Below are 24,090 nucleotides of genomic sequence, written 5' to 3'. Positions count from 1 at the left end.
AGGGGAGACCCCAACCCTGGTCGCAATTCTCCGTACGAGTACCGCTCGCCGGCGAACCGTCCCCCCGGGGAATGGTGACAGATCAACTGCGAGGACGCGGCACGGCCCCGATCCGGCCCCGGCCCGGAACCACCCACTCTACCGGGCCGGTATCGGTCGGGTCAGTGCTCCGTCGCCGAGGTGACCAGTTCGGTCAGCACACCGTGGCAGTCCTTGGGGTGGAGGAAGGTGATCCGGGAGCCCATGGACCCGGTCCTGGGCTCGTCGTACAGCACCCGGACGCCCTTCCCGCGGATGTCCGCGGCGTCCCCGTCGACGTCCGCGGTCCCGAAGGCGATGTGGTGCACCCCCTCGCCGTTCTTCGCCAGCCACTTGCCGACGGCCGAGTCCTCCCGGGTCGGTTCCAGCAGCTGGAGGTAGGAAGCCCCGCCGTCCGAGGTGTCGTTGATCTTCAGCATGGCCTCGCGGACACCCTGCTCCTCGTTGATCTCGGAGTGGTGCACCTCGAAGCCGTAGGTCGCACGGTAGAACTCCACCGTCCTGTCGAGGTCGAAGCAGGCGATTCCGATGTGGTCGATTCGCGTCAGCATGGAACCAGTGCAGCGCCCCGCAGGTGGTTACGCAACGTGCGCGCGATCACACCGACAGCCGGATGACGGGCGCCGTACCGCTCAGTACATTCAGGTAAACCCTCGTTCACAACCAATCCAAGGGGCTGCGCCTCATGTCAGGAACGACCGGAACCACCTCAGTGATCGTCGCGGGCGCTCGTACGCCCATGGGCCGTCTCCTCGGCTCGCTGAAGAGCTTCTCCGGAGCCGACCTCGGAGGCGTCGCCATCAAGGCAGCGCTGGACCGGGCCGGGATCGGCGGCGACCAGGTCGAGTACGTGATCATGGGCCAGGTCCTCCAGGCCGGGGCAGGGCAGATCCCGGCGCGCCAGGCGGCGGTCAAGGCCGGTATCCCGCTGAACGTTCCCGCGCTCACCGTCAACAAGGTGTGCCTCTCGGGGCTCGACGCGATCGCCCTGGCGGACCAGCTGATCCGCGCCGGTGAGTTCGACGTCGTGGTGGCCGGCGGCCAGGAGTCGATGACCAACGCCCCGCACCTGCTCCCGAAGTCCCGCGAGGGGTACAAGTACGGCGCGGTCGAGATGCTCGACTCGATGGCGTACGACGGTCTGACGGACGCCTACGAGAACATCCCGATGGGCGAGTCCACCGAGAAGCACAACACCCGCCTGGGTCTGGCCCGCGCCGACCAGGACGAGATCGGCGCCCTGTCCCACCAGCGCGCCGCCGCCGCGCAGAAGAACGGCATCTTCGAGGCCGAGATCACCCCGGTCGAGATCCCGCAGCGCAAGGGCGACCCGGTCCTCTTCTCCAAGGACGAGGGCATCCGGCCCGAGACGACCGCGGAGTCCCTCGGGAAGCTGCGCCCGGCCTTCACCAAGGACGGCACGATCACGGCGGGCACCTCCTCGCAGATCTCCGACGGCGCAGCCGCCGTCGTCGTCATGAGCAGGGCCAAGGCCGAGGAGCTGGGCCTGGACTGGATCGCCGAGATCGGTGCCCACGGCAACGTGGCGGGTCCGGACAACTCGCTCCAGTCGCAGCCGTCCAACGCCATCCGCCACGCCCTGAAGAAGGAGGGCATCGGCGTCGAGGACCTCGACCTCATCGAGATCAACGAGGCGTTCGCGGCCGTCGCGGTCCAGTCGATGAAGGACCTCGGCGTCACCTCCGACAAGGTGAACGTGAACGGCGGCGCGATCGCGCTCGGCCACCCCATCGGGATGTCCGGCGCCCGCGTGGTGCTGCACCTGGCGCTGGAGCTGAAGCGGCGCGGCGGCGGCACCGGGGCGGCGGCCCTGTGCGGCGGCGGCGGTCAGGGCGACGCGTTGATCATCCGCGTACCGGGCAAGTAGTACACCGTAGGAGCGAGCGAGGAGGCCGAGCGTGACAGTGGACGTCCCCACCCTGGTCGAGCAGGCGAGAGAGGGCAGGCCGCGTGCGGTGGCCCGGCTCATCTCCCTGGTGGAGGGTGCCTCGCCGCAGCTGCGCGAGGTGATGGCCGCCCTGGCACCGCTCGCGGGTCACGCCTACGTCGTCGGGCTGACCGGATCGCCGGGTGTCGGCAAGTCCACCTCCACCTCGGCGCTGGTCTCCGCCTACCGCGCGGCGGGCAAGCGGGTCGGGGTCCTCGCCGTCGACCCGTCGTCGCCGTTCTCCGGGGGCGCGCTCCTCGGTGACCGGGTCCGGATGTCGGAGCACGCCTCCGACCCGGGCGTCTACATCCGTTCGATGGCCACCCGCGGCCATCTGGGCGGACTGGCCTGGTCGGCACCGCAGGCGATCCGGGTGCTCGACGCGGCGGGCTGCGACGTGATCCTCGTGGAGACGGTGGGGGTCGGCCAGTCGGAGGTGGAGATCGCCTCCCAGGCCGACACCTCCGTCGTCCTCCTCGCCCCCGGCATGGGCGACGGCATCCAGGCGGCGAAGGCCGGAATCCTGGAGATCGGCGACGTCTACGTCGTGAACAAGGCCGACCGGGACGGGGCGGACGCCACCGCCCGCGAGCTCAACCACATGCTGGGCCTGGGGGAGTCCCGGGGGCCGGGCGACTGGCGGCCGCCGATCGTGAAGACGGTCGCCGCCCGGGGCGAGGGCATCGACGAGGTCGTCGAAGCCCTGGAGAAGCACCGGGCCTGGATGGAGGAGCACGGCGTCCTGGCCGGGCGGCGCACGGCGCGCGCCGCCCGCGAGGTCGAGACGATCGCCGTCACCGCGCTCCGCGAACGGATCGCCGATCTGCACGGCGACCGCCGGCTGGACGCCCTCGCGGAACGGATCGTGGCCGGCGGCCTCGACCCGTACGCGGCGGCGGACGAGCTGGTCGCGGGGCTCACGGGCGGCACCTGACGGATCCCGGGGGCGTACCGGGCCGCACGCCGCTCCGGCGGGGCCCGGCGTGGGCGGCGTGTCCGGCGTGGCGAGGCCGTCCTGCCGCCGGACGACGGCACCTGCCCTGTCCGGCGTCACCTGTGGGACGACGCCGGACAGGACCGTGGACGGCCGCTCCGAGGGGGACGGGTCAGTCGTCGTCACCGTCGTCGTTGTCGTTGTCGTTGTCGTGGTCCACGGTGACCTTGCCGCTCTTCGCGTCCACCCGCAGTTCGTGCTCCTTGCCGTCCTTGCCCGCGACGTCGACGTCCCAGTGCAGCGGTCCGCGACCGGCGTCGTCGTCATCGTCGTCCAGGTCCACGGAGGTCACCGTGCCGGGCTGCTGGGCGAGCGCCGCCGCCACCGCCGCGTCCAGGGAGACCGCCGCCGAACGGGGCGCGTGCCGGTCGCGGTCGTCGGCGCCGGATGCGGAGCCGCCCTCCCGGTCGGACAGCACCGTGCCGTCCGCGGCGTCCACGGTCACGTCGTGCCAGACCTTGTCCGAGCCGTACACGTCGAGCTCCCAGACCGTACGGGAGCCGTCGTCATCGTCCAGCTCGGCCTCGGTGACCGTGCCGGGGACGGCCTTCAGGGCGGCGCCGACGGCGTCGTCGACGGCGGCCCGGCCTTCCTTCGTGCTCCCGGTGCTCCCGGTCCGTGCGTCCGCCGAGGACGCCCGGCCGTCGGCCCGGTCGCCGTCGGAGTCCGCGAACGCGGCGGTCGTGGCGATCCCGCCTCCGACGAGCACGGCGGCGGTGACGGCGGCGATGGCGATGTTGCGCTTCATGGTGGGTTTCCTCCCCGACGGGATGTGCGGTGCGACGGGAACCACACTGGCCCGGCGATGCTGAACGCAGGCTGAAGCCACCTGAAGACGCCTTCAGGTCCGGTTTGGGAAGCTGTCCCCATGCGCCTGTTGATCGTGGAGGACGAGAAGCGTCTCGCGACGTCCCTCGCGAAGGGACTCACCGCCGAGGGCTTCGCCGTCGACGTCGTGCACGACGGCCTGGAGGGGCTGCACCTGGCCGGCCAGGGCGTCCACGACCTCGTGGTCCTGGACATCATGCTGCCCGGGATGAACGGCTACCGGATCTGCGCCGCACTGCGCGCCGCCGGGCACGGGACGCCGATCCTGATGCTGACCGCCAAGGACGGGGAGTACGACGAGGCGGAGGGCCTCGACACGGGCGCCGACGACTACCTGACCAAGCCGTTCTCGTACGTGGTGCTCGTCGCCCGGATCCGGGCCCTGCTGCGCCGTCGCGGAGGCTCCGCATCCCCGGTGCTCACCGCCGGCGCGCTGCGGATGGACACCGCCGCCCGCAGGGTGCACCTGCGTGGGGACGAAGTCGTCCTCACCGCGAAGGAGTTCGCCGTCCTGGAGCAGCTCGCGCAGCGGGCGGGCGAGGTGGTCAGCAAGGCGGACATCCTGGAACACGTCTGGGACTTCGCCTACGACGGCGACCCCAACATCGTCGAGGTCTACGTCAGCACCCTGCGCCGCAAGCTCGGCGCCGCGTCGATCCGCACGGTACGGGGCGCGGGCTACCGGCTGGAGACGCCGTGAGGTCCGTGCGCGCCCGTGCGGCCCTGGGCGCCACGCTGGTCGTCGCCGTGGCCCTGGTCGTCGCCGGGCTCGCCGTGCTGGCGGTGCTGCGCGGCAACCTGACGGACCGGGCCGGGCTGGAGGCGGAGGTGGCCGCGCGCGAGGCGGCCGGGCAGCTTGCCCTGGGGGTGCCCTACGCGGAGCTCGAACTGGGCGACGAGGAGACCCACCCGGTCCAGGTCACCGACGAGGCGGGGCGCGTGGTGGCCGTCTCCAAGGACCTGGAGGCGATCTCGGGGACGGGCACGTCCCGGGTCGTACCGGGCCCCTCGGCGCCGGTGCCGAGTCCTGGGGACGACGATGACGACGATGACGACGACGGGGGCGATCCGGCCGGCGGCGAGGTCTCGTCGGACGCGCCGGACTTCGGCAACGGCACCGCCACGGTCGACGGCGAGACGGCGGACTACCGCTTCGCCACCGTCGAGGCCACGACGAAGAAGGACGTCACCCTCACCGTGCACGCGGGCGCCCCGCTCGCGGCCGAGCAGCAGGCCGTCGACACCGTACGCACCTCCATGCTGACGGGGCTGCCCGTCATGCTGCTCGTCGTCGCCGGGGTGACCTGGCTGGTCACCAGGCGCGCACTGCGCCCGGTCGAGGGCATCCGGCGGGAGCTGGCCGCGATCACGGCGTCCGAGGACCTCGGCCGCCGGGTGCCCGAGCCGGACTCGCGGGACGAGATCGCGCGGCTGGCCCGCACCACCAACGAGACCCTGACCGTGCTGGAGGGATCGGTCGACCGGCAGCGGCGCTTCGTGGCCGATGCCTCGCACGAGCTGCGCAGCCCGATCGCCTCGCTGCGCACGCAGCTGGAGGTGGGGGCCGCCCATCCGGAGCTGCTGGACGTGCCCGGAGCGGTCGCCGACACCGTACGGCTCCAGGTGCTGGCCGCCGATCTGCTGCTGCTCGCCCGTCTGGACGCGGGGGAGCGGCCGGGGCGTACGGCGGTCGACCTGGGTGCGCTGGTCCGCGAGGAGGTCTCCCAGCGCGCGGCGGACCGCATCCCGCCCGAGGTGTCCGTGGAGGGGACCGGAGCGCTCGACGTCGCCGGTTCCCGCGGGCAGCTGGCCCGGGTGGTCGGCAATCTGCTGGACAACGCCCAGCGGCACGCGGGGCGTTCGGTCGGCGTCTCGGTGCGGGCGGAGCGCGGTGACGTCCTCGTGGAGGTCTCCGACGACGGCGCCGGCGTCCCCGAGGCCCAACGGGAGCGGATCTTCGAGCGCTTCGTGCGCCTGGACGACGCCCGCGGCCGCGACGAGGGCGGAGCCGGGCTCGGTCTGGCCATCGCCCGTGACGTGGCCGCCCGCCACGGCGGCACGCTCACCGTGGGCACGGCGCCGGACGGCGGCGCCCGGTTCACCCTGCGGCTGCCGGGCCGGACCGCGGCGCAGGAGCCGGGGCGGACGGCCGACGACGGCTGAGGGCGCCCTTTGCTACGGCTTGCCGCGCCGCCCGCGCAGATGGTCCGCGATCGGGGTCAGGGCCGCGTGCAGCGCGGAGAGCTCCTCGGGGGAGAGCAGGTCCATGAAGTGCCTGCGCACCGACTCGACGTGGTGCGGCGCGACCTTCTTCATCGTCTCCGCGCCGAGGTCCGTGAGGACCGCGAACAGTCCGCGCCGGTCCGACTCGCAGTGCTGGCGCCGCACCATGCCGGCGTTCTCCATGCGGGTGATCTGGTGGGAGAGCCTGCTCTTGGACTGCAGGGTGGCGGCGGCGAGATCGCTCATCCGCATCCGCTGCTCCTCCGACTCCGAGAGGTTGACCAGGATCTCGTAGTCGTTCATGGTCAGGCCGAACGGCTGGAGGTCCTTCTCCAGCTGATGCGTCAGCAGCCTGCTGACGTCCAGGTGGGTGCGCCAGGCGCACTGCTCCGCGTCGGTCAGCCAGCGAGTGGCCGTCTCGGTCTCCATGTATGGATTCTACCTAAGATGTTGAAAGCCGGACGAAGTCTGGGAGTGTGACCCCGCGCACGTACTGCCGGGCGTCACACTCCGCAGACTACCGTTCACAGCCCGAAGCGACGCTGGAGGTCCCCCAGCTGACCGGGCATGCGGGGTGTGGAGCCGTGTTGACCGCCCCCGCCTCCGGGGCCGCCCCCCGGCACCCCGGGCTCGTGCGGGACGGCGCCGGTGGCCTGCTCGGGCATGAGCACCTCGGTCGACTGGAGCAGGACCGTACCCGCCCCGACGAACTCGAACTGGTGCTCCTCGCCCGAGGTCCCGCCGATCCCGGTGAGCGAGCGCAGCCCGCCCATGACCCCGGTCATGTAGCCGTGATCGTAGTGGTGGCAGGGGGAGGGGCAGTCCGCCCACCCCACCAGCGCCTGCGGGTCCACCCGCAGCGGCGGCTCCATGAAGACCACCGGGCCGTTGGACGCGGCGACGAACTTGCCCGTACCGATCAGGGTCAGGAAGCCCGGCACGATGGACTGCTTCAACGCCAGCGTCGGCTGGTAGGCCAGCAGGTTCCCGGACCTGATCGTGAGGTTGCCGTCCTCGAGGTCGAAGGAGTTCACGTCGAAGGCGCGGTCGGCGAGCAGCATCTTGCCGCTGCCCTCGGCCACCACCCAGTCGCTCGCGTGCAGCGGGGAGTGGAAGCTCGTGCGGATCAGCCGCTCGAAGCGCCCGTGCCCGATGCCGTTGAAGTCGATCCGCCCGTAGTAGGCGATCATCTTGCCCTTCTGCAGGAACCACTGGCCCCCCTTGAGTTCCACGCAGAAGGTGTAGGCGTTGACGTTGTCGTCCGAGGGCAGCGTCATCGGGTCGAAAACCACCGGCGTGCTCACAGCTTCTCCTCCGACGCCTGGACGTACACCGCTCCGTTGCCGCTGAGCTCCAGCTGGAACGCCTCACCGGAACCGCGCCCCACCATGTCGCGCCAGCCCAGCGCGGTGGACAGCTTGTTGGTCACGTCCCCGTGGTGGGCGACGTAGGCCTGCGGGTCCACGTGCACCGGCCTCCCCGGGGAGATCGGCAGCTCGATCACCCCGCCGTGGGCCATCACCGCGACGGCGCCGTGGCCCTTGAGCGTCGTCGTGAACAGGCCCTGCCCGGTCACCTGGCCGCGCACCATGCCCATCACCCCGCCCTGCGAGCCCATGAACATGGTGCCCTGGGTGAGCGTCCCGTCGAACGCGAGCAGCCGGTCGGCCTCCACGTAGAGGGTGTCGCCGGCCAGGTTGATCACCTGGATGTGGTGGCCGCCGTGGCCGAACATCACCGTGCCGTTGCCCTCGACGGTCATCAGCGGGGTCGCCTCGTTCGCCATGCGCCGGCCGATCATCGACCCGAGGCCGCCCTGCCCGCCCTGGATGTTCGGGGTGAAGGAGACCTCGCCCCGGTACGCGATCATCGCGCCTCGCTGGCTGTACATCTTCTGGCCGGGGCCCACCACGGCCTCGACCATCTTCGAGTTGATCTCGCGGAACGGCATCAGACATCGCCCCCGACGGTGTTCCGCTCGCTGGGCTGGACGTAGACGAGCCCGTCGCCCTCGAAGCGGATCTGGAAGGACTCGCCGGACCCCTCGCCCATGAGCGTCCGGAAGTTCACCCCGGACTGGAAGTGCTGCTGGAGCCTGCCCTGGTGGGCGATGTAGGCGCCCGGGTCGACGTTCAGGGGGTACTGGGGCGTCACCCGCAGCACCACGGCCGAGCCGTCCGACATGATCGCCGCCTGGCCGGTGCCCTCGACGGTCGTGGTGAACAGGCCGTTGCCGCTCGCCCCGCCCCGCAGGCCCGTGAACGAGGTGCCGGTGCGCAGCGCGGCGTCGGTGGCCAGCAGATTGCTGGCCTCGACGTACAGCGTCTCGCCGTGCAGCGAGACGAGGTTGATCTCGCTCGCGCGGTCGGCGAAATAGCAGGTGCCCTGCCCCGTCACCTCCATCATCACCATCTGTTCGCCGGTCAGCCGGCGGGTCACCATGCCGCGGAGACCCTCACCGCCCCCGGACATCTTCTTGAACGCCATCCGGCCGTCGTACGCGACCATCGAGCCGTTCTTCGCCTTGACGGCATCGCCCGTCAGGTCGACGGCGAGCGTCTTGCTGCCTTGGAGTCGGAACATCGCCACGGTGCGACGGTAGCCGCAGGAGGGGCCGGCGGACAGAGCCAGGTCGCCGCTCCCCGCTCCGGCACGGCCCTGATATGGGCCGATACGTGCCGGGGGTGCCCGGCGCGGACCCCCTGCCGTCGAGGGCCGCGGCCGATGCCACAATGGCTGTGCTTGTGCCTGCGTTCACAAGCCGACACGCCCCTCCCACCGAAGGTGCCCTCGTGGACATCAAGACCGCTTCCGCCCTGCACCGGCTGCGCCTCATCTCGCTTCCCGAGGCGCTGTCCTTCCCGGCGCTGCTCATCTTCGGCTCGCTGCTCATGCGGGTCTCGGACATCGACTTCCTGATGCCGCCCCTCGGCGCGCTGCACGGCCTGCTCTTCACGATCTACGTGATCTTCCTCGTGGACGTGTGGGTCAAGGCCAAGTGGCCGCTCAAGCGCGTCGCGCTGTTCTTCCTGCTGGCGGTCGTCCCCTTCGGCGGCCTCTACGGCGAGAAGCTGCTCAAGAAGTACGAGGCCGACGGCGTCATCGCCGCCCGTGCCCGCGCCGAGGGGACGGTCAGCGCGTGATCGTCGCCTTCTCCGTGAGCCCGCTGGGCGTGGGCGAGGACGTCGGCGAGTACGTGGCCGACGCCGTGCGCGTCGTCCGTGAATCCGGCCTGCCCAACCGCACGGACGCGATGTTCACCTCCGTCGAGGGGGAGTGGGACGAGGTCATGGACGTCGTCAAGCGCGCCGTCGCCGCCGTCGAGGCGCGTGCGGGCCGTGTCTCACTGGTGCTGAAGGCCGACATCCGGCCCGGCGTCACCGACGGCCTGACCTCCAAGGTGGATACCGTGGAACGGCACCTGGCGGGCTGACGCGCCGTCCGTACCCCTGCCCCGCGCGGGCCGGGAGCCCCCGGCGAGGGGGCTCCTCCCGTTCGGGCGAAGAAATCCCCTCACTCGGACCTGCCGGGTCGACACCGTGCCGTATCTCCCCTTCTGTGGGCATACCTGCATATCCGACCATGGGAGGCGTGATGCCGTCGCAGGGTCACGACCACGACAGCCGCGGCCGTCCCGCGGAACCGCCCGCCGCACGGCGCCCCGTCGGGCCCCGCACCCTCCCGGGCGCGAGGCCGCACCGGTCGGGAACGGTGCTCCTCGCGGCGGTTGTCCCCGCGCTCACCGGACTGCTGCTCGTCCACCTGCTGTGGCCCACGCACTGGGCCACGCGCGGGGAGGGCCGGAGATGGCTGGTGCTCGCCGACTCCGTGGCGTTGGTGTCCGTCGGCCTGATCGAGCTGTTCCTGCTGGTCAACGTGGCCGTCGTCGCGTACGCCGTGACGGTGGCGAGGGACCCGGACCCGGTGGCGCCCGAGCCCGGCCTCCAGGTCGCCTTCCTCGTCACGTACACGCCGGGCAGGGAGCCGCTCACCAGGGTGCGGGCGACCCTGGAGGGCGCCGTACGGATGCGCCACCCCGGCCCGCTGGACGTGTGGCTGCTCGACGAGGGCGACGACCCGGAGGCGCGGATGCTCTGCGCCGAGCTGGGCGTGCACCACTTCACCCGCCTCGGGGTTCCCGAGTGGAACCGGCCGACCGGCCCGCACCGGGCCGGGACGAGACACGGCAACCACAACGCCTGGCTCGCCAAGCACGGTGACGGCTACGAGGTCCTCGCCTCCGTGGACACCGGCCATGTCCCGCGGCCGGGCTTCCTGGAGCGGACGACGGGGTACTTCCGCGACCCCGACACGGCGTTCGTCGTCGGCCCGGCGGTCCGCGGGAGCGACGCGGCGGCCGTCACCGCGACCCCCCGCTTCGACGCGCTGGTCCAGCGCGCGGGCAACCGCCACGGCACGCCCCTGCTGGCCGGCGCCGGGGCCGTCGTGCGCGTCGCGGCGCTGCGTGGGGCCGGAGGCTTCCACGACTCGGCGGCGGCCGGGCCGGCCACCGGCTTCGGGATCCACCGCCTGCGCAACCCGCTGACCGGCCGGTACTGGAGTTCCGTGCGGACCGCGCAGGCGCAGGTGGCCGGCGACCAGGAGGCCCCCCGGCCGGACCGCACCCCCTGGAGGGCCGGGGAGCTTCTGCGGCCCTACGGGAAGGCGTTGTTCCGCAGGGGGCCCGGCGGGCTGCTGGGCTACACCCTGACCCTGCTCCACCGGCCCGTGGCCGTGGTCACCTGCCTGCTCGGCCCGCTGAGCCTTCTGCTCGCCTGTACGCACGCGGCGCTCGGCGTCCGGGCGGTGCTTCCCCTGGCCACCGCCGTCGTGCCGTGCGTGGTGCTGGTCGACACGGCGGTGCGCGGCCGGGGGAGCAGCCCCGCCGGGCGCCCCTCCCGCCCGCTTCCCGCGCAGGAGACGGAACCCACCCTGGCGGCCACCCCGGCCGGAGGCAGCTGATCAGCGAGGCCCCGCCCGCTCAGGGCTCCTGGCCGGCCAGCGCGATGCCGAGCGGGGTGCGCTCGTACAGCACCTGATGGCCGTACCGCCGTGAGGTCAGCAGGCCCGCCGCTCGCAGCGCCGACAGGTGGGCCGACACGGAGGACGGGGCCAGCGAGAGCCGGTGCGCCAGCGCGCTCGTCCCGGCCGGTTCGCCCAGTGCGCACAGCACATCGGCCCGCGCCCGCCCCAGCAGCCGGGCGAGCGTGTCCGGTGTCCGGTCGGCGGATTCCGTCCACAGCCCGCCGATGCCGCGTGCGGGGTAGATCACCGCGGGCTGCCAGGGTGCCTCGTGGCCGCCGACGACTTCGGGCCAGACGAAGACGCTGGGCATCAGGACGAGCCCCTGGCCGCCGAGGACACGGCTGTGGTCGCCCCGGGTGCCGACCACGGTCAGGGTCGACTCCGCCCAGCGCAGCTGCGGGCTGATCTCGCCGAGCAGCCGTTCGAAACCGACCTCGGCGAGGCGGCGCGAGTGGAAGGCGATGTCCGCCTCCAGCAGGGCGCGCAGCCGTGGCCAGTGCGGCTCGACCATCACCTGCCAGGCCCGCTCCAGCAGGTCCGCCAGTTCCCGCACCGCCCGCGCCGGATCGGCCAGGAGCCGCCGCCCGGCGGGGGAGTGCGGGCCCTCCGGGGTGTCGGCGAGGGCGAGCGCCATGTCGTCGCGGGCGGTCGCCGGCTCCGTCGCGCGTACGGCCGCGATCTCGTCGGCGAAGGTGGCGAGCGGTCCGAGCGGCGGCGGGCAGATGAAGTCGGGGTTGTGACCGCCGTCCGGCATCAGCGCCCACAGCGGTCCGAGGTCCAGTCCGGCCGCGCCCTCCGCGATCCGTCGCAGCCAGGGCAGGTGGTAGCCGTGCCGGCCGGGGCGGTGGAGGGTGCGCACCGCCTCCTGCGTCTCCCAGAGCGGCGAGAGAGCGAAGCGGCAGCGGAGCAGGTCGCTCTCGTCGAAGTGCAGATGGAACGGCATGGGAACCACCCAACTTTCGGCGTGAGCCGAAAGTCTACGGCGCGACGGGTGAGCTGCCCCACGCTGCGTCCATGCCGAACGACACCTCCGCTCCCGCGAGCGCACCCCTCGACGAGCCCACCGCCGGTACGCCGGCGCCGGAGGGCTCCACGGCCGCCGGATACCGGGCCGTGTTCGCCGTCCGGGAGTTCCGGGCGGTCTTCGCCGCGCACCTCCTCTCCCTCCTCGGCGTGGTCGTCAGCGAACTGGCGCTCACCGTGCTCGTCTACGACCTCACCGGCTCCCCCCTGCTCTCCGCCCTCACCTTCGCCCTCGGCTTCCTCCCCTACGTCGTCGGCGGCACGCTCTTCGCCGGGGTCGCCGACCGCTGTCCGGCCCGCCGCGTCCTCGTCACCTGCGACCTGGTCTGCGCGGCCTGCGTCGCGGTGATGGTCCTGCCCGCCACCCCCGTCGCGGGGCTGCTCGTGCTGCGCTGCGTGGTGGCGGCGGTGGCACCCGTCTTCACGGGGACCCGCACGGCGGCGCTCACCGACATCCTGGGCGAGGGCGACCTCTACGTCCTGGGGCGTTCACTGCTCCGCCTCGTCTCGCAGAGCGCCCTGCTCGTCGGCTTCGGTGCGGGCGGGGTGCTGCTCACCGCGCTCTCCCCGCGCGGGGCGATCACCGTCACCGTGCTGACCTTCCTCTGCTCGGCCGCCCTGCTGCGCCTCGGCACGGCGGACCGGCCCGCCCGGGCGGCTGCGGGCGCGGGCGGCGCGCTGCTCAAGGAGTCCCTCGCCGGGGCCAGGGCCGTCCTCGGCGACCGGGGGATCCGGGGTCTGCTCCTGCTCTTCTGGGTCCCGGCCTTCTTCGTGGTCGCCCCGGAGGCGCTCGCGGCGCCGTACGCGGACGCGATCGGCGCCGGCCCCGCCGGTGTGGGGCTGCTGATGTGCGCGATGGCCGTCGGGCACATCGGTGCCGAGCTGTACGTGGGCACCGCCCTCGGCCCGGCCGCCCGCTCCCGGCTCGTCCTGCCGGCCGCCGCCCTGGGCCTGCTGCCCCTCGTGCTCTACGCGTTCCACCCGGGCACGGCCCTGGCACCGCTGGTGCTCGTGCTCACCGGGGCCGGTGCCGCCTACGTCATCGGGCTCGACCAGTGGTTCGTCGAGGCGGTCCCGGAGGAGCTGCGGGGCCGGGCCATGACGATCCTCACCGCCGGCCTCATGACCGTCCAGGGGCTCGGCATGGCGCTCGCCGGACTGGCCGCCGAATTCCTCCCGGTGCACCAGGTCGTCGCGTACTCGGGCGCCGCCGGTACCGTCTGCACGCTCCTCCTCGTCGCCGAGGTGCGTAGAACGCGTGTCCGGTACCGAAGTGCGAGACAGGGCTGACCGCCATGTGACCAGTGGGTAAGGTCGTGCCGTGCCGAAGCCGCTCAGCCTCCCCTTCGATCCCATCGCCCGCGCCGAGGAACTCTGGAACCGGCGCTGGGGGCCGGTGCCCTCCATGGGCGCGATCACGTCGATCATGCGTGCGCAGCAGATCCTGCTCGCCGAGGTGGACGCGGTGGTCAAGCCGTACGGGCTGACCTTCGCCCGCTACGAGGCACTGGTCCTCCTCACCTTCTCGCAGGCCGGTGAGCTGCCGATGTCCAAGATCGGCGAGCGCCTGATGGTCCACCCCACCTCGGTGACGAACACCGTCGACCGGCTGGTGCGCTCGGGGCTGGTCGACAAGCGCCCCAACCCCAACGACGGGCGCGGAACCCTCGCCTCCATCACGGACAAGGGGCGCGAGGTCGTCGAGGCGGCCAGCCAGGACCTCATGGAGATGGACTTCGGGCTCGGGGCGTACGACGCGGAGGAGTGCGCCGAGATCTTCGCCATGCTGCGCCCGCTCCGGGTGGCCGCTCAGGACTTCGACGACAGGCGGGAGTGAGGGGCGGGGCGCCTGAAGATCGCCCCGGCGGCCCGGTTACGCTCGATGTCATGAAACGCAGCGTGCTGACCCGCTATCGGGTGATGGCCTACGTCACCGCCGTCATGTTGATGATCCTGTGCGTGTGCATGGTCTTCAAGTACGGATTCGACACCGGTGAGGGGCTGACCCTCGTCGTCTCGCAGCTCCACGGTGTCCTCTTCATCATCTACCTGGTCTTCGCCTTCGACCTCGGCTCCAAGGCGAAGTGGCCCGTCGGCAAGCTGCTCTGGGTGCTCGTCTCGGGCACGATCCCGACCGCCGCGTTCTTCGTCGAGCGCAAGGTCGTCCGCGAGATCGAGCCGCTGGTCACCGACGGCTCCCCGCAGGCCGTCAAGGCCTGATCCGCCCCACCCGGACCGCCCCGCGCGAAGCGCCGGGCGGTTTGCCGTCGACATTTACTAGGACGTCCTAGTAAATTTGTTCCATGGACGCTCAAGAGATCGAGGAAGGCCGCCGCCGCTGGCAGGCCCGTTACGACAAGGCCCGCAAGCGCGACGCGGACTTCACCACGCTCTCCGGGGACCCGGTGGACCCCGTGTACGGCCCCCGCCCCGGCGACACGTACGAGGGGTTCGAGCGGATCGGCTGGCCCGGCGAGTACCCCTTCACCCGGGGGCTCCACGCCACCGGCTACCGGGGCCGCACCTGGACCATCCGCCAGTTCGCCGGCTTCGGCAACGCCGAGCAGACCAACGAGCGGTACAAGACCATCCTGGCCAACGGCGGAGGCGGGCTCAGCGTCGCCTTCGACATGCCGACCCTGATGGGCCGCGACTCCGACGACCCCCGCTCGCTCGGCGAGGTCGGCCACTGCGGTGTGGCCATCGACTCCGCCGCCGACATGGAGGTCCTCTTCAAGGACATCCCGCTCGGTGACGTCACCACCTCGATGACGATCAGCGGTCCCGCCGTCCCGGTCTTCTGCATGTACCTGGTCGCCGCCGAGCGCCAGGGTGTCGATCCGGCGGTGCTCAACGGCACGCTCCAGACCGACATCTTCAAGGAGTACATCGCGCAGAAGGAGTGGCTCTTCCAGCCCGAGCCGCATCTGCGGCTCATCGGCGACCTGATGGAGCACTGCGCCCGCGACATCCCCGCCTACAAGCCGCTCTCGGTCTCCGGCTACCACATCCGCGAGGCCGGGGCCACGGCCGCGCAGGAGCTCGCGTACACCCTCGCCGACGGCTTCGGTTACGTGGAGCTCGGCCTCTCCCGCGGGCTGGACGTCGACACCTTCGCCCCCGGGCTCTCCTTCTTCTTCGACGCCCACCTCGACTTCTTCGAGGAGATCGCCAAGTTCCGCGCGGCCCGCAGGATCTGGGCCCGCTGGATGAAGGAGACGTACGGGGCGACGACCGACAAGGCGCAGTGGCTCCGCTTCCACACCCAGACCGCCGGTGTCTCGCTCACCGCCCAGCAGCCGTACAACAACGTCGTACGCACCGCCGTGGAGGCGCTCTCCGCGGTCCTCGGCGGCACCAACTCCCTGCACACCAACGCCCTGGACGAGACGCTCGCCCTCCCCTCCGAGCAGGCCGCCGAGATCGCGCTGCGGACCCAGCAGGTGCTCATGGAGGAGACCGGCGTCGCCAACGTCGCCGACCCGCTGGGCGGTTCGTGGTACGTCGAGCAGCTCACCGACCGCATCGAGGCGGACGCCGAGAAGATCTTCGAGCAGATCAGGGAGCGGGGGACCCGGGCGCATCCGGACGGCAAGCACCCCATCGGCCCGATGACCTCCGGCATCCTGCGCGGCATCGAGGACGGCTGGTTCACCGGCGAGACCGCCGAATCGGCCTTCCGCTACCAGCAGTCGCTGGAGAAGGGCGAGAAGCGGGTCGTCGGGGTCAACGTCCACCACGGCTCCGTCACCGGCGACCTGGAGATCCTGCGGGTCAGCCACGAGGTCGAGCGCGAGCAGGTGCGCGAGCTCACCGGGCGCAAGGCCGGCCGCGAGGAGGCGAGGGTGCGGGGCGCGCTGGACGCGATGCTCGCAGCGGCGCGCGACGGTTCGAACATGATCGGGCCGATGCTGGAGGCCGTACGGGCCGAGGCGACGCTCGGCGAGATCTGCGGTGTGCTGCGCGACGAGTGGGGCGTCTACACGGAGCCGCCCGGCTTCTGACGGCGGACCGGGACCTCCCGGCCCCTGGTGGCGGGGTCAGCTCCGCCGCGGGGACTCCTGCGAATCCTGCGCGAACGCGCGCGGAGGCTCCTGCGAGGACGCCGCTCCCAGTCCCGAGAGCAGCAGCAGGGTGAAGCGCCGGGCCCAGTCGGCGTCGACGGGCTCGGCGCTCACCAGCGCCCGGTGCACCACCGCGCCGGCGATCACGTCGAAGATCAGGTCGACGGTGCGGGCAGCCACCTCCGGGTCCGGTTCGAGCTGGAGCTCCCCGCGGTCCTGCGCCCGCTCACGCCCCTGCAGGACCAGGTGCTTCTGCCGGGCGACGATCGAATTCCTTATCCGGTCCCGCAGCGCCTCGTCGCGTGTCGACTCCGCGACCACGGCCATCAGCGCGGTCTTGGTCTCCGGCCGCTCCAGCAGGGCCGCGAACTGGAGGACCACGGCCTGCACGTCGGCCGCGAGGCTGCCGAGATCGGGCAGCTCCAGCTCGTCGAAGAGCACCGCCACCGCGTCCACGACCAGTTCGTTCTTGCCGGCCCAGCGGCGGTAGAGCGTGGTCTTGGCGACCCCGGCCCGCGTCGCCACGTCGCCCATCGTCAGCTTCGACCACCCGAGGTCGACCAGCGACGCACGGGTCGCCTCCAGGATCGCGGCGTCGGCCTCGGCGCTGCGGGGACGTCCGGATCGGGTGGGTTCGGTGGGGCTGCGGCTCAGCATGCGGGTGACCATACCGGCCGGTAAGTACCGCTGACCGGCCCCGGAGTCCGTGAGACAGATCACCGCGCACTCTTGCCCCGCAGGGGGTGCGGACAGTTACGCTACGGGTCGTAGCGTAAGAAGCGACGGTCCGTCCGTCGTTGCGCCACGACCGATCGACAGCCACAGGCGCCGGGTGGGGACCCGGCACCGAGCACGGGGTAATTCAGGGCCTCAAGACCGTTTCCGTCCGCGCGCCGCGCACACCGGCGTGGCTGTGGACGGGGGCGGTTCGCGGATCGCTTTCCGGAACAGTGCGCGCAGGGGGGAGGATGTACGTATGCAGCCTAGGAACATGTCCATGAGCGGCGTCGTCGACCTCGCCGCTGTGAAGGCGGCCGGCGACGCCAAGGCGAAGGCGGAGCAGGCCCGCGCGGAGTCCGCCCGGCAGGGGGGCGGCGGTGTCGTCGCACCCGCCTCCCTGGTGATCGACGTCGACGAGGCGGGTTTCGAGACCGACGTCCTCCAGCGCTCCACCGAAGTCCCCGTCGTCATCGACTTCTGGGCCGAGTGGTGCGAGCCGTGCAAGCAGCTCGGCCCGCTCCTCGAGCGCCTCGCCGCCGAGTACAACGGCCGCTTCGTGCTGGCCAAGGTCGATGTCGACGCCAACCAGATGCTGATGCAGCAGTTCGGGATCCAGGGGATCCCGGCGGTCTTCGCCGTGGTGGCCGGGCAGGCCCTCCCCCTCTTCCAGGGTGCGGCCCCCGAGAGCCAGATCCGCCAGACCCTGGACCAGCTGATCCAGGTCGGCGAGGAGCGGTTCGGCCTCACCGGGATCGTCGTGGACCAGGGCGCAGGGGCCGAGGGCGAGGAGAGCGTCCCCGCCGAGGTGCCGGCTGGTCCGTACGACGCGCAGCTGGAGGCGGCCGCGCAGGCGCTGGACGACAACGACTTCGACGGTGCGGTCCAGGCGTACAAGGGAGTCCTCGCGGACGACCCGGTCAACACCGAGGCGAAGCTCGGCCTCGCGCAGGCCGAACTGCTGGGCCGGGTAGCGGGCATGGACCCGCAGCAGGTCCGCAAGGAGGCCGCGGAGAATCCGGCGGAGCCGGCCGCGCAGATGGCCGCCGCCGACCTGGACCTCGTGGGCGGCCACGTGGAGGACGCCTTCGGCCGGCTCGTCGAGACGGTCCGCCGGAATGCCGGCGACGACCGCGACGCCGTGCGGGTGCGGCTCCTGGAGCTCTTCGAGGTGATCGGGCCCGACGACCCCAGGGTCACCGCCGCCCGGACGGCGCTGGCGCGCGTCTTGTTCTGATGTGACAACACGGCCGTGGAGCCCTCGGGGCACCACGGCCGTTTTCGCGGGTGAACGACAAGGAACCCGCTTGCTTTACCAAAACTTGATAAAAGTACGCACTGTTACTGGCAGTAAATCACCTCCAAGGATCTGTCCGGTTTCGGATATGTATCCCGCCATTCGCACATGCCTCCGGTGCCACCCTGTGTGGCCGGTCGGTACCCCTTTGTCGTGTCCTGGTTATCGGGCCGTTACTAGCGAGTAACGACCCCCCTTGTGTCACGGCCGCGAATGCACCACGATCGGCCACGCTCGGTCCAATACCCGTCAGCCCGGCAACCGGTCGGCGCATGTGGGTCCGTTGGGTCCCCACCGGGTGGTCGGCGGCAGTGGCGCCGATCGCGGACAGGGGGGTTCCTGCCCCTGGGCAGGGCCTGTCCGAAACGGGTTGCGCAGACGCGTGGCCAGTGGTTGTCGCTCGGGGGTGATCGCCGGTGATTCGGATGCGGTACGCGCCTCCGGTCCGGGCGCTCTCCTTCCCGAGGACGTAGCACTTCTCCCATCCCAGGGCGGGCACGATGCCCGTACCGGAGATGTACGTCCGAGAAGGAGGAAATTTATGAGTTCGCAGGTTCGCGGTGGTACCAGATGGAAGCGTTTCGCTCTGGTCATGGTGCCGAGCGTCGTCGCGACCGCCGCTGTCGGCGTCGGCCTGGCGCAGGGCGCGCTCGCCGCGTCGTTCAGCGTCTCCGGCCAGAGCTTCAAGGTCTCCACCGACAAGCTCGTCGGTGAGGACTTCGTCCAGTACGGCAGCGTCGCTGTCGGCAAGGACCTCAAGGGCAACGACGCGGCGCACCCGGTGGCGGTGTCGGGCTTCAGCAAGGCCACGATCACCAACATGTGCCAGTCGGTGGTCACCCCCGACCTGCCCTTCGGTCTCGGCAGCGTCAGCCTTCAGCTGAACGCGGGCACCGACCCGAAGAAGCCCGTCGAGGCGACGAACCTCTACCTCGACGTCGCTCAGCTCGACGCTGACGCGTACTTCGAGCAGATCGACATCGGCGTCGCCGCCGGTTCGGTCGGCAAGCCCGGCATCCAGTCCGGTACGGAGAAGGCCGTCAACCCGAACGGCTTCGCCCAGCGCGCCAAGACGGCCACGCTGTCCAACGTGGAGCAGACGGCGTGGGCGACCACGGCCGGCACCTTCAAGCTCAGCAACCTGAGCCTGAAGCTGCACAAGGGCGTCAAGGAGTGCTTCTAGCACTCGCCCGGGTGGCCGGAGCTCCGTGAGGGCCTCCGGCCGCCCACCCCTTCTCTTCTCACAGCAGTACCGGTTCCAGGGAGCTGTTTTCCATGAGCCCCGAGTCCACAGGGCAGAACGAGCACTACCTCACCGTCTACCGGCGGGGATTCCGCACCTGGCGGGGTAACCGGCCGTTCTGGGCGGGCCTGTTCACCATCTTGGGTGGTCTACCCATCGCGTACTTCCCGTACGCCAACATGCACCTCGGCAACATGACGATCGCGATGTCCACCACCGCGGGTGCGGGGTCGCTGATCATCGGGGTCCTGCTCGTCACGCTGGGCCTCACGATGTGGTTCCACAGCATCGTGCGGGTGTTCGCCGGTGTCGCCGCGATCCTGCTCGCGCTGATCTCCATACCCGTCGCCAACATCGGCGGCTTCATCATCGGCTTCGCGTTCTCGCTCCTCGGCGGAGCCCTCTCCATCGCGTGGGCCCCGGCCGACACGACGGGCGCCCCGGCGCCCGAGGCCCGGGAGGAGCCGAGGCTCCTCGGCGAGGCCCCGGAGGGCCCTCAGTACACGCAGGAGACGTACGGCGCGGCCGAGGCCCCGCAGAAGCCCATGCTGTTCAAGGCCGCGGCGGAGGCCGACGGTGGGAGGCATCGTGCGGGGTGACGACGGGCAGGCGAACGACTTCGGGCCGGAGGACGTCCCGGAGCGAAGAGGGCCCCGCCACGCGGCGCCCAGGAAGTCACTCCTGACGAAGCTGCACATGCCCGCGGGCAAGAAGGCGTTCGCGCTCGCCGCGATGCCGACTGCCGTCTTCGTGGGCATGGGACTCACCCCCAAGCTGGCCATGGCCGACGACAGCTCGGACATCCCCTTCGCGCCCGGTCCCTGCGTGACCCGGTCCGACGAGCCGTCCGAGTCGCAGGAGCCCGAGGCCGAGCCGACCCCGAGCGCCACGGCCTCCGAGGACGCTGGCAAGGACGACGCGGGCAAGGACGACGCCGGCAAGGACGACGAGGGCACCACACCGAAGCCCTCCGCCAGTGCGGACACGTCCGAGGAGGACACGCCTGCGGAGACCTCCGGGAACAAGGCCGCCACCTCGGCCACTCCCACTCCCACGCCCACCGAGTCGAAGAACCCTCTCGACCCGCTCGGCGTCGGTGACGCGCTCAAGGACCTCTTCGACGGACCGGACAAGGAGACGGCCGAGCCGTCCTCCGAGGCCACCGCCGAGAGCCCGGAGCCGTCCGCGAGCACGGCCGCCGACAAGCCGGCCGAGAAGGCCACGGAGAAGGCGAAGGACACGGTCGACAAGACCACCGACGCCATCCGTGACGCCGCCGAGAAGGCGGGCGAGGGCGTCGAGGAGCTCGACGACGACGTCAAGGGCCTCGACCCCGTGAAGGACGAGGACATCCCGGACGGCGCCAAGGAGCGCTTCCCGTGCCCGACCGCCGACCCCGAGGCGCTCGCCGCGGCCGACCTGGAGCAGGGCATCCCGCTGCTCCCCGACGACCCGTGGACGCTGGAGACCTCCAAGCTCACGCTCACCGGGCTCGACTACGCGGGAATCGTCGAGGTGAAGACGTACAACGGCAGCACCAAGAAGGTGCTGAAGTTCACCGCCGACACCATCGACATCAAGGACCTGCACCAGCTGACGACGGGTCCCGCCGGCACCACGGGCCACGTCAAGGCGGCGGAGGGCTCGACCTCCACCATCCGCAACGGCACGGTGACCATGTACACGGAAGAGCTGAAGGGCAACCTCTTCGGCCTCATCCCGATCACCTTCAGCCCGGAGACCCCGCCGCCGCTGAACGTGCCGTTCGCCTTCTTCACCAACGCGACGGTGAAGCAGGCGGGACAGTTCGGCGGATCGCTCAAGGTCCCCGGCCTGCAGAACTACTTCACCGGCGGCACCGGCTGACCGGTGATCCGGACCCGTCCGGGAGCCGCACGACGACTGTGGCCCGCACCCCCGTTCCCACGGGGGTGCGGGCCACAGTCGTGTCCGCCGCGGAGCGCGTCAGGCGCGCTCGCCGCTCAGGTGGTGCACCCGGACCATGTTGGTGGTGCCGGGGACACCGGGAGGCGAACCGGCAGTGATGACCATCGTGTCGCCGTCGCTGTAGCGGTTCAGCTTCAGCAGCTCGGCGTCCACCAGGTCGACCATGGCGTCCGTGTTGTCCACGTGCGGCACGACGTAGGACTCGACGCCCCAGCTCAGCGCGAGCTGGTTGCGGGTCGACTCCTCCGTGGTGAAGGCGAGGATCGGCTGCGCCGTGCGGTAGCGGGAGAGGCGGCGGGCGGTGTCACCGGACTTGGTGAAGGCCACCAGCGCCTTGCCGTCCAGGAAGTCCGCGATCTCGCAGGCCGCGCGTGCCACGGAACCACCCTGGGTGCGGGGCTTCTTGCCCGGCACCAGCGGCTGGAGCCCCTTGGACAGGAGCTCCTCCTCCGCGGCGACGACGATCTTCGACATCGTCTTGACCGTCTCGATCGGGTACGCGCCGACCGAGGACTCCGCCGACAGCATGACCGCGTCCGCGCCGTCCAGGATCGCGTTGGCGACGTCGGACGCCTCGGCGCGGGTCGGCCGCGAGTTGGTGATCATCGACTCCATCATCTGGGTCGCCACGATCACCGGCTTGGCGTTGCGGCGGCACAGCTCGATGAGGCGCTTCTGCACCATCGGGACCTTCTCGAGCGGGTACTCGACCGCGAGGTCGCCGCGGGCGACCATCACGGCGTCGAAGGCGGCGACGACGCCCTCCATGTGCTCGACGGCCTGCGGCTTCTCGACCTTGGCGATGACGGGGACCCGGCGGCCCTCCTCGTCCATCACCTTGTGCACGTCCTTGACGTCCTCGGCGTCCCGGACGAAGGACAGCGCGACCATGTCGCAGCCCATCCGCAGGGCGAACCGCAGATCCTCGACGTCCTTCTCGGACAGCGCGGGGACGTTGACCGCCGCACCCGGCAGGTTGATCCCCTTGTGGTCGGAGATGACACCGCCCTCGATGACGATGGTCGTGACCCGCGGGCCGTCGACCGAGACGACCTTCAGCTCCACGTTGCCGTCGTTGATCAGGATCGGGTCACCCTTGGCGACATCGCCGGGCAGCCCCTTGTAGGTGGTGCCGCAGATCGACTTGTCGCCGGGGACGTCCTCGGAGGTGATGACGAACTCGTCCCCACGGACCAGCTCGACGGGACCCTCGGCGAACTTCGCGAGGCGGATCTTGGGGCCCTGGAGGTCGGCGAGCACACCGACCGCGCGGCCGGTCTCGGCGGCGGCCTTGCGGACCCGGTCGTAACGGCCTTGGTGCTCCTCGTGGGTACCGTGACTGAAATTGAAACGGGCCACGCTCATGCCGGCCTCGATCAGAGCGACGAGCTGCTCATGGGAGTCGACGGCGGGACCGAGGGTGCAGACGATTTTGGAACGGCGCATGAGGCGGATCCTATCGGTTTGTTTCACTGCGGAATATTCCGTCTGGCGGAAGATACAAAGGGGCGCGGGGCCGCTCAGTTGTGGACCAGCGCGAAGGTCTGTCCGGCGATCTCCAGCTCCTCGTCCGTGGGCACGACGGCGACCGCGACCCGAGCGTCGTCCGGCGAGATCAGCCGCGGTTCGCCGGACCGCACGGCGTTGCGGTCCGCGTCCACGACCAGGCCGAAACCCTCCAGTCCCGCGAGCGCAGCCTCCCGCACCGGAGCCGAGTTCTCCCCGACCCCCGCCGTGAACACCACGGCGTCCACCCGGCCGAGGACCGCCGAATAGGCGCCGATGTACTTCTTCAGCCGGTGGATGTAGATGTCGAACGCGAGGGTCGCGCGCTCGTCGCCCTCGTCCACCCTGCGCCGGATCTCCCGCATGTCGTTGTCGCCGCAGAGTCCGACCAGACCGCTCCGCTTGTTGAGCAGGACGTCGATCTCGTCCGCCGACATCCCCGCCACCCGCTTCAGATGGAAGGTGACGGCGGGGTCGACGTCGCCCGAGCGCGTCCCCATGACCAGCCCCTCCAGGGGGGTCAGTCCCATGGAGGTCTCCACGCAGCGGCCGCCCGCCACCGCGGAGGCCGAGGCGCCGTTGCCCAGGTGCAGCACGATCACGTTCAGGTCGGCCACCGGCCGGCCCAGCAGCTCGGCCGTCCTGCGCGAGACGTACGCGTGCGAGGTGCCGTGGAATCCGTAGCGGCGGATGCGGTGCGCGTCGGCGGTCTCGACGTCGATCGCGTACCGCGCCGCGGACTCCGGCATCGTCGTGTGGAAGGCCGTGTCGAAGACCGCCACCTGCGGCAGGTCCGGGCGCAGTGCCTGCGCGGTACGGATCCCGGTGATGTTCGCCGGGTTGTGCAGCGGGGCCACCGGGACGAGCCGTTCGATCTCCTTCAGCACCTCGTCGGTGACCACGGTGGGTTCGCTGAACCTGAGCCCGCCGTGCACCACCCGGTGCCCGATCGCCGCGAGGTCGGGGGAGTCCAGCCCGAGCCCGTCGGCCGCCAGTTCCTCGGCCGCGGCCTCCAGCGCCTCCGCGTGGTCGGCGATCCTGCCGGTGCGCTCGCGCGGTCCCCCGCCGGTCAGGGGGGTGTGCACCAGCCGGGAGGACGACTCGCCGATCCGCTCGACCAGGCCGGTGGCCAGCCTCGACCGGTCGCGCATGTCCAGCAGTTGGTACTTGACCGACGAGGATCCGGAGTTGAGTACGAGTACGCGGTGGGCGTCGTTCATGGAGCGGGAACCTTCA

At 71.2% G+C, this 24,090-nt stretch carries 25 protein-coding genes; 15 read left to right on the top strand and 10 right to left on the bottom strand.

Annotated features, from left to right (window positions below; genetic code table 11):
- Positions 1-161: 161 nt before the first annotated feature.
- Positions 162-590 carry a methylmalonyl-CoA epimerase gene (mce, locus tag ACFC51_RS01845; RefSeq protein ID WP_329232943.1) on the bottom strand — a complete coding sequence of 143 codons (429 nt, stop codon included), beginning with the start codon at positions 588-590 and terminating at the stop codon, positions 162-164.
- 134 nt (positions 591-724) lie between these two features.
- Between mce and ACFC51_RS01840 the strand changes: the two genes are divergently transcribed.
- Both ACFC51_RS01840 and meaB read left to right on the top strand, forming a co-directional pair.
- A complete protein-coding gene (locus ACFC51_RS01840; RefSeq protein ID WP_376377017.1) occupies positions 725-1,927 on the top strand; it encodes an acetyl-CoA C-acetyltransferase in 1,203 nt (400 codons plus the stop codon).
- 31 nt (positions 1,928-1,958) lie between these two features.
- Positions 1,959-2,921: a methylmalonyl Co-A mutase-associated GTPase MeaB gene (gene meaB / locus ACFC51_RS01835; protein ID WP_376526518.1), complete on the top strand. Its 963-nt coding sequence runs from the start codon at positions 1,959-1,961 to the stop codon at positions 2,919-2,921.
- 172 nt (positions 2,922-3,093) lie between these two features.
- Here meaB and ACFC51_RS01830 read toward each other — a convergent pair whose 3' ends face one another.
- Complete coding sequence (locus ACFC51_RS01830; RefSeq protein WP_376526516.1) at positions 3,094-3,729, bottom strand: PepSY domain-containing protein; 636 nt, start codon at positions 3,727-3,729, stop codon at positions 3,094-3,096.
- 120 nt (positions 3,730-3,849) lie between these two features.
- On the opposite strand from ACFC51_RS01830, the gene ACFC51_RS01825 reads away from it, so the two are divergent.
- Together ACFC51_RS01825 and ACFC51_RS01820 are read left to right on the top strand one after the other, a co-directional pair.
- Entirely contained in the window at positions 3,850-4,509 is a 660-nt protein-coding gene (locus tag ACFC51_RS01825) for a response regulator transcription factor (protein WP_376526513.1), read from the top strand.
- Positions 4,506-5,972 (top strand): sensor histidine kinase, encoded by a 1,467-nt coding sequence (locus tag ACFC51_RS01820; RefSeq protein WP_376526510.1) that lies wholly within the window; start codon positions 4,506-4,508, stop codon positions 5,970-5,972. Before ACFC51_RS01825 ends, ACFC51_RS01820 begins: the two co-directional genes overlap by 4 nt.
- Before the next feature lie 12 nt (positions 5,973-5,984).
- Here the strand turns inward: ACFC51_RS01820 and ACFC51_RS01815 are convergent, their stop codons facing one another.
- The 4 genes from ACFC51_RS01815 to ACFC51_RS01800 all read right to left on the bottom strand — a co-directional run bounded on the left by ACFC51_RS01815 (position 5,985) and on the right by ACFC51_RS01800 (position 8,615).
- A complete protein-coding gene (locus ACFC51_RS01815; protein ID WP_329232952.1) occupies positions 5,985-6,461 on the bottom strand; it encodes a MarR family transcriptional regulator in 477 nt (158 codons plus the stop codon).
- A 95-nt stretch (positions 6,462-6,556) separates the two neighbouring features.
- Positions 6,557-7,336 (bottom strand): AIM24 family protein, encoded by a 780-nt coding sequence (locus tag ACFC51_RS01810; protein WP_376526507.1) that lies wholly within the window; start codon positions 7,334-7,336, stop codon positions 6,557-6,559.
- On the bottom strand, positions 7,333-7,983 hold the full coding sequence (locus ACFC51_RS01805; protein WP_376526504.1) for an AIM24 family protein: 651 nt from the start codon (positions 7,981-7,983) through the stop codon (positions 7,333-7,335). The genes ACFC51_RS01810 and ACFC51_RS01805 overlap by 4 nt, the downstream gene beginning before the upstream one ends.
- Positions 7,983-8,615: an AIM24 family protein gene (locus ACFC51_RS01800; protein WP_329239002.1), complete on the bottom strand. Its 633-nt coding sequence runs from the start codon at positions 8,613-8,615 to the stop codon at positions 7,983-7,985. The genes ACFC51_RS01805 and ACFC51_RS01800 overlap by 1 nt, the downstream gene beginning before the upstream one ends.
- A gap of 209 nt (positions 8,616-8,824) precedes the next feature.
- Here ACFC51_RS01800 and ACFC51_RS01795 point away from each other — a divergent pair, with 209 nt between their 5' ends.
- The 3 genes from ACFC51_RS01795 (at position 8,825) to ACFC51_RS01785 (ending at position 10,994) form a co-directional block, all read left to right on the top strand.
- Positions 8,825-9,175, top strand: coding sequence for a DUF3817 domain-containing protein (locus ACFC51_RS01795; protein ID WP_329232959.1), 351 nt, complete (start codon positions 8,825-8,827; stop codon positions 9,173-9,175).
- Positions 9,172-9,465 (top strand): MTH1187 family thiamine-binding protein, encoded by a 294-nt coding sequence (locus tag ACFC51_RS01790; RefSeq protein WP_376526502.1) that lies wholly within the window; start codon positions 9,172-9,174, stop codon positions 9,463-9,465. Before ACFC51_RS01795 ends, ACFC51_RS01790 begins: the two co-directional genes overlap by 4 nt.
- A gap of 161 nt (positions 9,466-9,626) precedes the next feature.
- Positions 9,627-10,994 carry a glycosyl transferase gene (locus ACFC51_RS01785; protein WP_376527043.1) on the top strand — a complete coding sequence of 456 codons (1,368 nt, stop codon included), beginning with the start codon at positions 9,627-9,629 and terminating at the stop codon, positions 10,992-10,994.
- Between the two features lie 19 nt (positions 10,995-11,013).
- Here the strand turns inward: ACFC51_RS01785 and ACFC51_RS01780 are convergent, their stop codons facing one another.
- Positions 11,014-12,000, bottom strand: a complete 987-nt coding sequence (locus ACFC51_RS01780) for a DUF5937 family protein (protein ID WP_376526499.1) — start codon at positions 11,998-12,000, stop codon at positions 11,014-11,016.
- A 71-nt stretch (positions 12,001-12,071) separates the two neighbouring features.
- On the opposite strand from ACFC51_RS01780, the gene ACFC51_RS01775 reads away from it, so the two are divergent.
- The 4 genes from ACFC51_RS01775 (at position 12,072) to ACFC51_RS01760 (ending at position 16,084) form a co-directional block, all read left to right on the top strand.
- Positions 12,072-13,370, top strand: a complete 1,299-nt coding sequence (locus tag ACFC51_RS01775; protein WP_376526496.1) for an MFS transporter — start codon at positions 12,072-12,074, stop codon at positions 13,368-13,370.
- Between the two features lie 31 nt (positions 13,371-13,401).
- Positions 13,402-13,917 carry a MarR family winged helix-turn-helix transcriptional regulator gene (locus tag ACFC51_RS01770; protein ID WP_376377034.1) on the top strand — a complete coding sequence of 172 codons (516 nt, stop codon included), beginning with the start codon at positions 13,402-13,404 and terminating at the stop codon, positions 13,915-13,917.
- Between the two features lie 50 nt (positions 13,918-13,967).
- Entirely contained in the window at positions 13,968-14,300 is a 333-nt protein-coding gene (locus ACFC51_RS01765; protein WP_376377035.1) for a DUF3817 domain-containing protein, read from the top strand.
- Positions 14,301-14,383: 83 nt separating this feature from the next.
- On the top strand, positions 14,384-16,084 hold the full coding sequence (locus ACFC51_RS01760) for a methylmalonyl-CoA mutase (protein WP_376526494.1): 1,701 nt from the start codon (positions 14,384-14,386) through the stop codon (positions 16,082-16,084).
- A 36-nt stretch (positions 16,085-16,120) separates the two neighbouring features.
- Here ACFC51_RS01760 and ACFC51_RS01755 read toward each other — a convergent pair whose 3' ends face one another.
- The gene (locus ACFC51_RS01755) at positions 16,121-16,801 is read right to left on the bottom strand and encodes a TetR/AcrR family transcriptional regulator (RefSeq protein ID WP_376526491.1); all 681 of its coding nucleotides are present in this window, start codon (positions 16,799-16,801) and stop codon (positions 16,121-16,123) included.
- 319 nt (positions 16,802-17,120) lie between these two features.
- Between ACFC51_RS01755 and ACFC51_RS01750 the strand changes: the two genes are divergently transcribed.
- The 4 genes from ACFC51_RS01750 to ACFC51_RS01735 all read left to right on the top strand — a co-directional run bounded on the left by ACFC51_RS01750 (position 17,121) and on the right by ACFC51_RS01735 (position 21,267).
- On the top strand, positions 17,121-18,098 hold the full coding sequence (locus ACFC51_RS01750; protein WP_376526489.1) for a tetratricopeptide repeat protein: 978 nt from the start codon (positions 17,121-17,123) through the stop codon (positions 18,096-18,098).
- A 601-nt stretch (positions 18,099-18,699) separates the two neighbouring features.
- Positions 18,700-19,341, top strand: a complete 642-nt coding sequence (locus tag ACFC51_RS01745) for a DUF6230 family protein (RefSeq protein ID WP_376377043.1) — start codon at positions 18,700-18,702, stop codon at positions 19,339-19,341.
- A 92-nt stretch (positions 19,342-19,433) separates the two neighbouring features.
- Positions 19,434-20,000: a DUF6114 domain-containing protein gene (locus ACFC51_RS01740; protein ID WP_376377045.1), complete on the top strand. Its 567-nt coding sequence runs from the start codon at positions 19,434-19,436 to the stop codon at positions 19,998-20,000.
- A complete protein-coding gene (locus ACFC51_RS01735) occupies positions 19,990-21,267 on the top strand; it encodes a hypothetical protein (protein ID WP_376527041.1) in 1,278 nt (425 codons plus the stop codon). Before ACFC51_RS01740 ends, ACFC51_RS01735 begins: the two co-directional genes overlap by 11 nt.
- Before the next feature lie 99 nt (positions 21,268-21,366).
- Here ACFC51_RS01735 and pyk read toward each other — a convergent pair whose 3' ends face one another.
- Both pyk and ACFC51_RS01725 read right to left on the bottom strand, forming a co-directional pair.
- Positions 21,367-22,794, bottom strand: a complete 1,428-nt coding sequence (pyk, locus tag ACFC51_RS01730) for a pyruvate kinase (RefSeq protein ID WP_376377047.1) — start codon at positions 22,792-22,794, stop codon at positions 21,367-21,369.
- 74 nt (positions 22,795-22,868) lie between these two features.
- Positions 22,869-24,074, bottom strand: coding sequence for an acetate kinase (locus ACFC51_RS01725; RefSeq protein WP_376377049.1), 1,206 nt, complete (start codon positions 24,072-24,074; stop codon positions 22,869-22,871).
- Positions 24,075-24,090 lie beyond the last annotated feature (16 nt).

Origin of the sequence: Streptomyces sp. NPDC055962 (genome assembly GCF_042270185.1) — a bacterium.
In the GTDB taxonomy this organism is placed as follows: Bacteria; Actinomycetota; Actinomycetes; order Streptomycetales; family Streptomycetaceae; genus Streptomyces.
The sequence above is the reverse complement of the archived record's forward strand: the minus strand, read 5'-3'. Positions and strand labels throughout refer to the sequence as shown.

Bases quoted from the DNA above. Each gene is read 5' to 3' on its own strand.
- pyk (WP_376377047.1), bottom strand. From the start codon at position 22,794: ATGCGCCGTTCCAAAATCGTCTGCACCCTCGGTCCCGCCGTCGACTCC.
- ACFC51_RS01755 (WP_376526491.1), bottom strand. From the start codon at position 16,801: ATGCTGAGCCGCAGCCCCACCGAACCCACCCGATCCGGACGTCCCCGC.
- ACFC51_RS01830 (WP_376526516.1), bottom strand. From the start codon at position 3,729: ATGAAGCGCAACATCGCCATCGCCGCCGTCACCGCCGCCGTGCTCGTC.
- ACFC51_RS01800 (WP_329239002.1), bottom strand. From the start codon at position 8,615: ATGTTCCGACTCCAAGGCAGCAAGACGCTCGCCGTCGACCTGACGGGC.
- ACFC51_RS01760 (WP_376526494.1), top strand. From the start codon at position 14,384: ATGGACGCTCAAGAGATCGAGGAAGGCCGCCGCCGCTGGCAGGCCCGT.
- ACFC51_RS01825 (WP_376526513.1), top strand. From the start codon at position 3,850: ATGCGCCTGTTGATCGTGGAGGACGAGAAGCGTCTCGCGACGTCCCTC.
- ACFC51_RS01775 (WP_376526496.1), top strand. From the start codon at position 12,072: ATGCCGAACGACACCTCCGCTCCCGCGAGCGCACCCCTCGACGAGCCC.
- ACFC51_RS01840 (WP_376377017.1), top strand. From the start codon at position 725: ATGTCAGGAACGACCGGAACCACCTCAGTGATCGTCGCGGGCGCTCGT.
- ACFC51_RS01805 (WP_376526504.1), bottom strand. From the start codon at position 7,983: ATGCCGTTCCGCGAGATCAACTCGAAGATGGTCGAGGCCGTGGTGGGC.
- ACFC51_RS01740 (WP_376377045.1), top strand. From the start codon at position 19,434: ATGAGCCCCGAGTCCACAGGGCAGAACGAGCACTACCTCACCGTCTAC.
- ACFC51_RS01765 (WP_376377035.1), top strand. From the start codon at position 13,968: ATGAAACGCAGCGTGCTGACCCGCTATCGGGTGATGGCCTACGTCACC.
- ACFC51_RS01785 (WP_376527043.1), top strand. From the start codon at position 9,627: ATGCCGTCGCAGGGTCACGACCACGACAGCCGCGGCCGTCCCGCGGAA.
- ACFC51_RS01725 (WP_376377049.1), bottom strand. From the start codon at position 24,074: ATGAACGACGCCCACCGCGTACTCGTACTCAACTCCGGATCCTCGTCG.
- ACFC51_RS01780 (WP_376526499.1), bottom strand. From the start codon at position 12,000: ATGCCGTTCCATCTGCACTTCGACGAGAGCGACCTGCTCCGCTGCCGC.
- ACFC51_RS01815 (WP_329232952.1), bottom strand. From the start codon at position 6,461: ATGGAGACCGAGACGGCCACTCGCTGGCTGACCGACGCGGAGCAGTGC.
- ACFC51_RS01745 (WP_376377043.1), top strand. From the start codon at position 18,700: ATGAGTTCGCAGGTTCGCGGTGGTACCAGATGGAAGCGTTTCGCTCTG.
- ACFC51_RS01750 (WP_376526489.1), top strand. From the start codon at position 17,121: ATGCAGCCTAGGAACATGTCCATGAGCGGCGTCGTCGACCTCGCCGCT.
- mce (WP_329232943.1), bottom strand. From the start codon at position 590: ATGCTGACGCGAATCGACCACATCGGAATCGCCTGCTTCGACCTCGAC.